Annotated in this window: 5 protein-coding genes and 3 pseudogenes; 2 read left to right on the forward strand and 6 right to left on the reverse strand. The window is 63.6% G+C overall.

The features are described 5' to 3' along the window. Nucleotides 1–22 precede the first annotated feature (22 nt). Entirely contained in the window at nt 23–1,714 is a 1,692-nt protein-coding gene (locus Q1N79_RS26310) for a DUF5677 domain-containing protein (protein ID WP_300613540.1), read from the forward strand. A 113-nt stretch (nt 1,715–1,827) separates the two neighbouring features. Beyond that, on the forward strand, nt 1,828–2,481 hold the full coding sequence (locus tag Q1N79_RS26315) for a hypothetical protein (RefSeq protein ID WP_300613542.1): 654 nt from the start codon (nt 1,828–1,830) through the stop codon (nt 2,479–2,481). 9 nt (nt 2,482–2,490) lie between these two features. Here the strand turns inward: Q1N79_RS26315 and Q1N79_RS26320 are convergent, their stop codons facing one another. The 6 genes and pseudogenes from Q1N79_RS26320 to Q1N79_RS26345 all read right to left on the reverse strand — a co-directional run. Continuing rightward, nucleotides 2,491–3,789, reverse strand: coding sequence for a VRR-NUC domain-containing protein (locus Q1N79_RS26320; protein ID WP_300613544.1), 1,299 nt, complete (start codon nt 3,787–3,789; stop codon nt 2,491–2,493). Between the two features lie 86 nt (nt 3,790–3,875). After that, nucleotides 3,876–4,079 (reverse strand): annotated as a pseudogene (locus Q1N79_RS26325) (IS21 family transposase); the annotation flags it as partial. A gap of 55 nt (nt 4,080–4,134) precedes the next feature. Continuing rightward, entirely contained in the window at nt 4,135–6,747 is a 2,613-nt protein-coding gene (locus Q1N79_RS26330) for a S8 family peptidase (protein ID WP_300613546.1), read from the reverse strand. Next, a complete protein-coding gene (locus Q1N79_RS26335; RefSeq protein WP_300613548.1) occupies nt 6,744–7,700 on the reverse strand; it encodes an AAA family ATPase in 957 nt (318 codons plus the stop codon). The genes Q1N79_RS26330 and Q1N79_RS26335 overlap by 4 nt, the downstream gene beginning before the upstream one ends. Before the next feature lie 716 nt (nt 7,701–8,416). Next, a pseudogene (locus tag Q1N79_RS26340) lies at nt 8,417–8,542 on the reverse strand (IS982 family transposase); the annotation flags it as partial. A 32-nt stretch (nt 8,543–8,574) separates the two neighbouring features. Next, nucleotides 8,575–8,817: pseudogene (locus Q1N79_RS26345) on the reverse strand (IS256 family transposase); the annotation flags it as partial.

Genomic DNA, 8,817 nt, shown 5'->3' on the forward strand with positions numbered 1-8,817 from the left:
CGACTCATTACCGGCAGGGGCCTTGCCAGAAACTCCACCCAGGCGGGAGCCGCGGACGCGCGCGAGAGTTCCCAGCCCTAACGAGAAGTTCGGTCCGCTTGCTGGCCACGTCAGGAAAGGCCGCATCTACCGGTCGCCGCTCTCGGCGACCGGAGTCCTGCATCTCGGGGACTGGGTCCGGGACGACCTACCGGACCTGCTGTGGCCGGTCTTGGTTCTGTCTGAACTCGGGACTGCTGAAGGCCACCGGTTCCTGCGCTGGCAGAAGGCAGTGCAGGCCGACCTCGCCGGGAAGGCCGAACCCGTATTCCTTGCCGAGTGCCTTGACGGAAGGTTGACAAGCCTCGACCGGCTGGCGGCCCAGATCCCGGAAGCGATGGCCTCCGCCAGAAGGCGGGCCAAGGAAGCTGGCCTGCTTCCCGAGGCCGTAGCAGTCGCGCTCGATTCCTACCCGCTCCGCCCCGCCGCATCGCTAACAGGCCGAGAGGCAGCCCCTCCCGAACAGAACCAGATCGACTTTCTCGCCCGGGCGGTCCTAGAGGTGCTCTCGGACGGACACCGTGAGGCCGTCATCAAGTGCCTCTGGATCTGGAGCGCCGTCCAGGCGGGCACCTTCAGGTCCGACGCCGAGACGATCGAGCTGCTCAGGACATATCCGTCGGCCCCCGGGACACGCGCCCGTGCCGACTCGGCCGTACGAGCTATGTGGGGCGCCCGCAGGAAGTTGGTACTACACGCGGACCAAGACCGCTTCGCGGACGCGATCAAGTGGGCCAGGGTGTTCTGGGGGGCCAACTCCATGTTCACGCGCTGCTTGAGGCAAAGCGAGACTCAGGCTGGCGCGCACGATCACGAGGAGGACACGGCAGTGACAGAAGAGTCGGTGCGAAAGGAATCTCCTGGTCCTGGCACCATGCCAGGAGATGGTGCCCATCTTCGCCGACTCGCGATGGACCTGCTGTCCAGCTACGTGGAGGCGCTCGAGACGTCGCCTTCCCGCTTGTACGACCACGAACAGCAGGAGGTCATATCCGGGTTGGTCGCCCGCGCAGGACGCGACGTGATCGCAGCGCTTGGTGCTCCTGATCTGTGGTGCATGGAGCACGGCGCGTACATCACTCGGATGCTCGTGGAGGTGCGCATCTACATTATGTGGATGGCGCAGCAGGACCCGTCGATCTACCGCGCCTTCCAAGACTACGGGGCCGGAAAGGCCAAGCTGTACGCGCGGATCCTGGACGAACTGCCCTCCGAGGCGCGGCAACCTGACTTCGAGGCCGCGGTGGAGGAACTGAAGGCGCTCAGCCGCAACAGCGAGGTGCTCGACGAGCGCATCGTCGATACCAGAGACTCCTTCGCGGCTGGGAAGTCGATCCGGGCGATGGCCGAAGAGTGTGGACTCCTCGACCTCTACCGGCAGGTGTACTACATGGCCAGCGGCGTCTCGCACTCGGAGTGGTGGTCTGTCGAGAAGCACGCGATGGAGCGGTGCCTCAACGTCCTGCACGGAGGACACCTAATCCCTGGCCTGTCCCTCAATACCGGCGGGAACACGGAGTTCGCGGCTACCTGGGTAGACCACCTCTACGCTCTGATCCGTGTCAGCCTCCGGATCCTGGGGACTGAAGAGGGCGCGGTGGAGAACTCGTTCGCCTGGCTCGAGAACGGAAAGGGTGAAGACGCCAAAGGGGTGCCAGCAGGCACAGCCGACTGACACGCCTCGATCGAGCGGGCTAGCTCTCCCTAGTTCCTGGCCTCGCCACGAGCCACTAGAACCTACCTAAAGCCGTTCGCTTGTTCGATCCGCCTGCGCTAACCTTCGGAGTCATGACGGCAGCTGACAAGGCTCTAGAGCAGCTTGACCTCTTGATCGGGGAGTACGACAGACTGAAGGCGCGGTCGAGGTACGAGGACCTGTCGGACCTGAAGCCCGAGGCCCCGAAACTGACGACCCGGCTCGAAGCTGCCCTCGATCGTCTGACGTCACCCGGAAGCGTCTACGCCAAGTCGGTTGACTCGGTTAGAGCTAGGGCCTGGCACCTCAAGCTGCCTGAGTTGAGGGCGATCGCCGATGCGCTTCGCGACGACATCGCCGCCGGCTGGCTGACGCCGGTCGTCGAGCTGGCCCACGCCGACACTTACGCCGGATACCTGGAGATGGCGGCTGGTCTAAACGAGCAAGGGTACAAGGACCCGGCCGCCGTTATCGCGGGCACGTCTCTTGAGGTCCACATGAAGGCGCTGGCGACGAAGCACGGCATAAGCGTCCAACTGCCGAGCGGCGCCACGAAGAAAACGGACGGAGTGAACGCCGATCTGAAGGCGGCCGGGGTCTACAACGGTCTGGACGCCAAACAGGTGACGGCCTGGCTGGCGATCCGCAACGCTGCCGCCCACGGGAACTATGGCGACTATGACGAGGCAGCCGTTAAGGCGATGATCGAAGGCGTCGGCAACTTCACGGACAAGTACCCGGCATAGCTGTTACGGCTACGCGACCGCGAGTCGTTGCTTTCGGTGAACCTTCGCGATGTGGAAGGGCAGCCGTAGGTGCTTGTGGTTGCCCTCAATCCACGAGCGCTGGTCGTCGCTGAGCTTGTCACTGCTGGACTTCACCTCAACAAACTCAACGTCCACGCGGCCGTCAGGCCCTTCGCGCCATGAGGCGAGGTCCGGCCAACCCAAGTAGCGGCTCCAATAGTCCTCGGCCAGGTAGCGCATAATCTGCTTGATGCGTTGTGGGCCAAGAACCTCGATCAGCGTTCGGCCCCGTTCTTGGTCTTCGTCCGTGTATGCCCACAGGTATTGCCGCAGGGCCCGCGACGGTCCTTGCCAGTAGTTGTAGGCCCACAGCATGTCGTCTATATCGTCTGGAAGCGTGTCGATGTGAGCTTGAAGCGCCCCACCACGCCGAACTGCATGGGCAGGGCTTCCGAAGTCGTGCGGTAGCAGCGTCCAGATCATGCCGCGTTCGTCGGCTCCTACGCCGTCCCGTCCGCCGAACCCCGATGGCCGTAGCCTCGAATCACTCGGTGACTGAACCCACAGCCACATAAGGCTGCCGTAGAGAGCCTGGAAGGGCCGACTCTCGCAGAACATGACTTCCCGGCCTTCACTGCGGATCCTTTGAGCGACGAACTCCTCAACCTGCACCGCAGCGGCTGGATCGGTGGCGTTGAGCGGGAGGACCAGCACATGACCGGGTGATGGGACGAGGTAGCAAGCGTCAATCTCCTCGACGACCACCTCGCACGACTTGATAACGTCTGCGTCCGACGGCTGCGTAAAGTCATACCGAGGATTCTCCTCGTGTATTTTCTTCCATCGGTCGATCACCGCGGCTTGGATAGCTTTATAGGCTTCAGCGTGCTCCCGGCGGTAGTACAGGAGCCGCGGCCTGCCATCATCCCCAAATAGGGGCACGTCATTTGTGCGGCACCAGGCTAGAAGCTCGAGCTGCGTTTCCTTCCAGATTTCGTGCCAGTAGTAACGCTGGATTTTGCTCGAAGCTCCGCGATGCGCCGCCCTCGGATAAGCCGGGGGAACTTCGCCTCGGCATTCGTGGCAGAGACCCGGCACCAGCGGATGAGTTACCAGCACTTCGTCGTGCGTCCGCTGGTCACGACCACGCCCAGCCTGGTAGGGGGATACATAGATGGCAATATCTTCGTCGCAAGCACAAGTCATGACGGCACTGCAGTCGGTGCAGACGTATTTACGGAGCGATTCCCACGGACTTAGAAAAGTCCGATTGCGGTGCTCACACACCACCCCATTGTCAGCGCCCACCAAGACCTCGCCGTTATCGGACTCCAATCAGCATGGCCGCATTATAGAGCAAGATCACGAGCATGATCGAACGGATTTATCTGACCCGGCAGGAACCGGAAATCGTTCGCGCCACCTTGCCCGGACCATAGGCGGTCCGGCTGGCCGTGTCCGCCGGCAGGTAAGCCGGGCGCAGCTCCCGCGCCCGGTCCCTCAAAACCCGTCAGCCCTCGCTCCCAGCCGACCCGCTCCGCGATCACCGTCGCCGACATCGCCGGATACGCCGCCAGAAGCTCACGGATCCGCGACTCAAACACGTCAGCGCGGCAGCGGAGGTACGCACTTTCTTGCAATGGGTGCAAGCGGTTAGCTTTGCGCGCGTCCACGGGCACGATCGCGGGCCCTTTGGCGTAGTCTCGCGCCTATTTCCTCGTGGATAGTCGTTGAGGTCTCGGCGGAGGTCTCGACGGATACGACAAGGGCGTAGCGGACCGTCTTCCCGGCTCGTAGTCGTTGGGCGTCGTCCATGCACTCGATGTGAATGGGGAAGGTCTCAGCATCTCCGAACACCATTGCCCGCGTTCCATCGATGATCTCCTGCTGGAGACTACCCCGCCTGACGCTATTGTGTTCGGCGTCTATCCGCTCTCCAGCGGCAAGGTTGGTGTCGGGGGTGGCGAAGTAAACCTTGGCATTGCGGTATCGCGTGAGGCGGCCGATAGTAGGGGCCATGTAGGCGAGGGTGATTGTGAAACGGTGCCATTCCGCGCGGGACCTGAGCGACGGCGGCAACGGGAACTCGTAGGTGTGGCGTTCGTTGCGAGCGATATGGCCTCCGGCGACGAGGACGGCCCGGTTCGTCGCGGCTGTCCCAAGCCGTGCCGTGTCGAGGCCTCCGTACCCCAGAAGCGCGGTGAGGTGGCGACGTGCCTGCTGGTTGTCGAGGCCGAGTTCTTGGCGAAGCCTGGCTCCCCACTGGCCCCAGTCGCTGGCGTGTGCTAGGAGCGCTCGAACGAGTAGGGGATGATACTGAGCGTCCGGAAGCGGCGCGTCGTCGGAGTCGGAAGCTTTGGCATCGAGGATGTCGAACAGGTGACTAGCCTCGCGGCTGACCAATGCAGTGGCGTTGCTTGTGCCCGTGGTAAAGACACTGGTGTTGGTTGCGCCCGCTCTTCCTGGAGCGGCGACCTGGAGGCCAGGCCCGGTCGCTTCAGTGCGTGCGAGCGCGACGCTGACAACATTGCTTCCCGGCTGGAGGACGGGGCGGGTGTAGAGTGCTCGGCCTCCGATGTGGTGAAGGTCTGGTTTGACCGAGCGATCCACACCAGGACCAGTGGCGCTGTAGTGGGCGGGCGCGCCGGGGTCCGTGATGTCCCATACAGTGCCCGGCAGATCGACGTCGCCGAGCCCGTCATCGTGGGTCGCTCCGACGGTCAGGGCGTTGATGGCGTCGCCTGGAGGCAGAATGCCCCGGAGGAGGGCCGCATCGTAAACAGCGCGAGTCACCGCCGAGCGCGCGGCAGTCGCGTCGTCTGCCACCTCGGCGGGGATCGTTATTTCATAAGAGTGGTTGCCGGCGCTGACGACGAACAGCAGGTTGTACGAGTAGGCCAGCCAGTCGAGCAGGCGACCTACCGGACTCATCCTCCGTACGAGCGCTCGGGCCTGCGCGCCGATCGAGAGGTTAACGATTCGGACGCTGGGAGCGATCGGGTCTGAGCCCCCCTCTCCCTCCACCAGTCGCTTGACGGCTCGGTGAAGCAGGTCGGTGAACAGCCGATTCGGGAGGACCTGCTCGTATCCGCTGGCGAACTCATGGGGACGCATGATGGGCCGTACATACAGGGGTCGGTCCAGCGGTTCGCCGCGGGCAGATAGGTCGCCGTGGATGATGAGAGACGCCATCGCGGTTCCATGGTTCCGCGAATACACCGGGTAGTCCTCGGCCAGCCCGTCGGGGTCGTCTATCGCCAGCCTGCCCGCCAGGGCGTCATGGTTCGCGAGCGGCAAGCCGTCCAGCAGTGCGATTCGAGGAAGCCCGTCCACTCGCTCCCCGTGAGGCAGTCGTACCTCCGTGACGGGTTCAAGCGTGGGCGGCGCGACGCTCATCGGTATGAACGGGCTGACGAACATGACCTCATCAGTCGTGAGCAACCGGATAGACCCCGCTCCGCTGCTAAGGACAGACTGGACCTGCTGGATGGGCAGTTCCGCCAGGAGCGCGTGATAACCGATGTCACCAATCTGGGAGCGGTCGAGAATACGCCCGCCGCTGTCGCCGACGATCCGCTCCACGCGTGACTCAGCCTCCGTGCGCTGTCCCGCATCGTGGCGGTACCACAGCTCGACTTCGACCGTAACGAAGCTGACCGACTGGCCGACGACATCAAGGGTTTCCTGCCAGCGATCCCGCAGCCCGGTTTGCCGGATGCGGTCCTCCGGTCCCCACCGGCGGATCGCGGACAACTGCTCGAATGCCGTCTTGAACTTCCCCAAACCGTGCCGGAAGGTCACAGACTGGTCCTGCTGCCAAAGGTCGAATAGCCGCATCAGCTCATCGATCGCCCGGGCATTTGTCATGACCAGGTACAGCGAGTGCGGTACCGTGCTATCGGTGCGACCTCTGCCCCGTTCGGTCATGTAGAAGTCGTCATCAGGGTCAGCGCGATCGCCGATCAGTTCGGACAGGAACTCCAAGCCGTCGATCTGGTCGATCGCGTTACAGAAATCCTTAATGCTGCCGACGAGGTCAAACACAACAACCAAGGCGGGGTCCACCTCGTCGGGTGTGTCAGTTGCCAGCCTTGCCCGTTCTGCGTCGAACGCCGCAGCCAGCTCGCGGAACTCGGGCGTCAGCCGCTCTCCCTGACGCCCGGCGGTTGGTCTCGATAGGCGCGGCATGTCGCGTGAAGGCTGCGCGGGACGGCTGCCGACCACGGGCGGGCCAAAGGCCAGGAGCGGCCGGCTCTCCTCGGTCACTCTGCCGCCTGACCGCGCCAGTGTTCCAGGCGCTCCTGAACGATCCTCCGCGGATTGCTGTCCGGCAACTCCAGCACCGCCCGGCGGCGCACATCGAGCGCAAACTCTTCCAGCTCGGCAAAGCTCGCCCCAGCCAGTTTGTCAGCCAGGGTTCGTGGAGCGAAGCCAAGGTCGCCGCCCAATCGCGCGGCGAGCCGCTCCAGGAATTGAGTGGCTTGAGCGCGGCTGGGGGGCTCGAGTTCGGCACGAATTTGGAAGCGTCGCCACGCAGCCCGATCCAGCAGTTCGCCGTGATTAGTCGCGCCCACGAGGATCACATGAGCCGGGAGTTTGTCGATCTGGAGCAGCAGCGTCGAGACGACACGCTTGATTTCGCCGGTCTCGTGCTCGTCCGACCGCTCCTTGGCGACGGTGTCGAGTTCATCGAAGAACAGAACACAGCGGCGGGTACGAGCGAACTCGAAGGCGTTGTCGAGCCGTGCAGCGGTTTCGCCCAGGAAGCTGGAGACTACACCCTCGTAGCGGATCACATAGAAAGGCAGCATCAACTCAGAGGCGATGGCCTCCGCAACGCTCGTCTTCCCGTTACCAGGCGGTCCAGACAGCAGCAGTCGGTTACGCGGTTCGATCCCGTAGCTTCGCAACAGGTCCGCGCGCTTCTGCTCCTCGATCAGCTCTGCGACTACCCGCCGCGGAACCGCTGCGAGTTCGAGGTCCCCCAGTCGACGGTTCGGTACGACTTCCTGTACCAGGTCACGAAGGGCCGCAGCCCGGTCATCGCGGACTGTGCCCTGCCCCGTCGTGGTGATCAGCTCAGACAGCCGGTCAGCGAGCAGATGATGCTGGTTGGCACGCTCCTCGGCGATCACTGCCTCTACGAGGACACGAAAGCGAGCCCGGTCGCCACGGCGCTCGGCCTCCACGAGGTCGAGAAGAAGGTCTGCGCGCGCCATCTCCCGCCTCCCTGAGTCGCATACTGTCTTCTGCCGTAATTCTAGTCGTTGGAGGCCTTGAGAATACTGAGCCCCGCCGACACCATGGACGTCCACGACTGAACGCCCCGGCAGAGCGCATGACCTCCGGCCGAGTGATGCACCGAGCGCGAGGCGGCCTGCTACTCAGAGTCTTCCGGTATGAACTCAGCGGAGATAGGCCCCGGGCTTATTGCCAGTCTTCCATGAACATAGCCCCGCCGCGCTCCAGTACTCAGAGAGAAGGGAGCGACCTTCAGGGCCAGAGATATGCGAAAAGCAATATGTGACGTGCCAGTGCCTACACGTCAGCGGTCCGTCTGACCCGCCGCTTTCGATAGGACTCCCCGAGTAGCCGGCGTAATTCCCGAGATCCTGGACGCACCCAAGTTGCATTGCTTCGATGGAGTCCCCGCCCTCACACTTGTACGCGATAGGCACAGCGTCAACAGTCCCGCTAAGGAATGCATGGCTGAGGCTCGGCCGGTACGGGTTCCGCCACGCCTCCCCTACCCTTGCCCGGTCCGCACGCGGGATGATGGGACCGATACCGGACCTGGGAACGTCGATCAAAGCCAAGTCAGCTGTAGGGGAACACCTGTGCACCCGCCCAGGCAGTACGTCGCCGGTCTCGAATTCAACCTCAACGTCCTCGACCTTCAGGACATCGCCCCCTAGATGAGTGATTCCTTATGGGTTCAGTTGTCGAAGGCGATCAGCGATCGTTTGACGGGTTCGCCGGTGGTCCAGTTGTGCCAGATGCAGGCGGCCATGGCCAGCAGCCGCTGGGTGACCCGGGCATACAGGCCCTCGGTGGTGCGGCCGAGTAATTGTCAATACCTGTGGATCAAGATCTTTAGGCGGCTTCCGGCTGGGCCGCCTCGGTTGCCTCCTCCTCGGGCCGTTCGACGAGCTTGCCGTTGACGAAGGCCGACCCGGCGCGGACGAGCGCGACCAGGTGAGGTGCGTTGACCATCCGCCAGCGGCGCTGCGCGGACTCGATCAGCTTGAACGCCATCGCCAGCCCGGCTGCCTTCGACCCGTGGCCCCTGGTGACCTTCGTCCGCAGCCTGACGGTGGCGAAGGTCGACTCGATCGG

The organism is Trebonia sp. (assembly GCF_030042015.1).
Taxonomy (GTDB): Bacteria; Actinomycetota; Actinomycetes; order Streptosporangiales; family Streptosporangiaceae; genus Trebonia.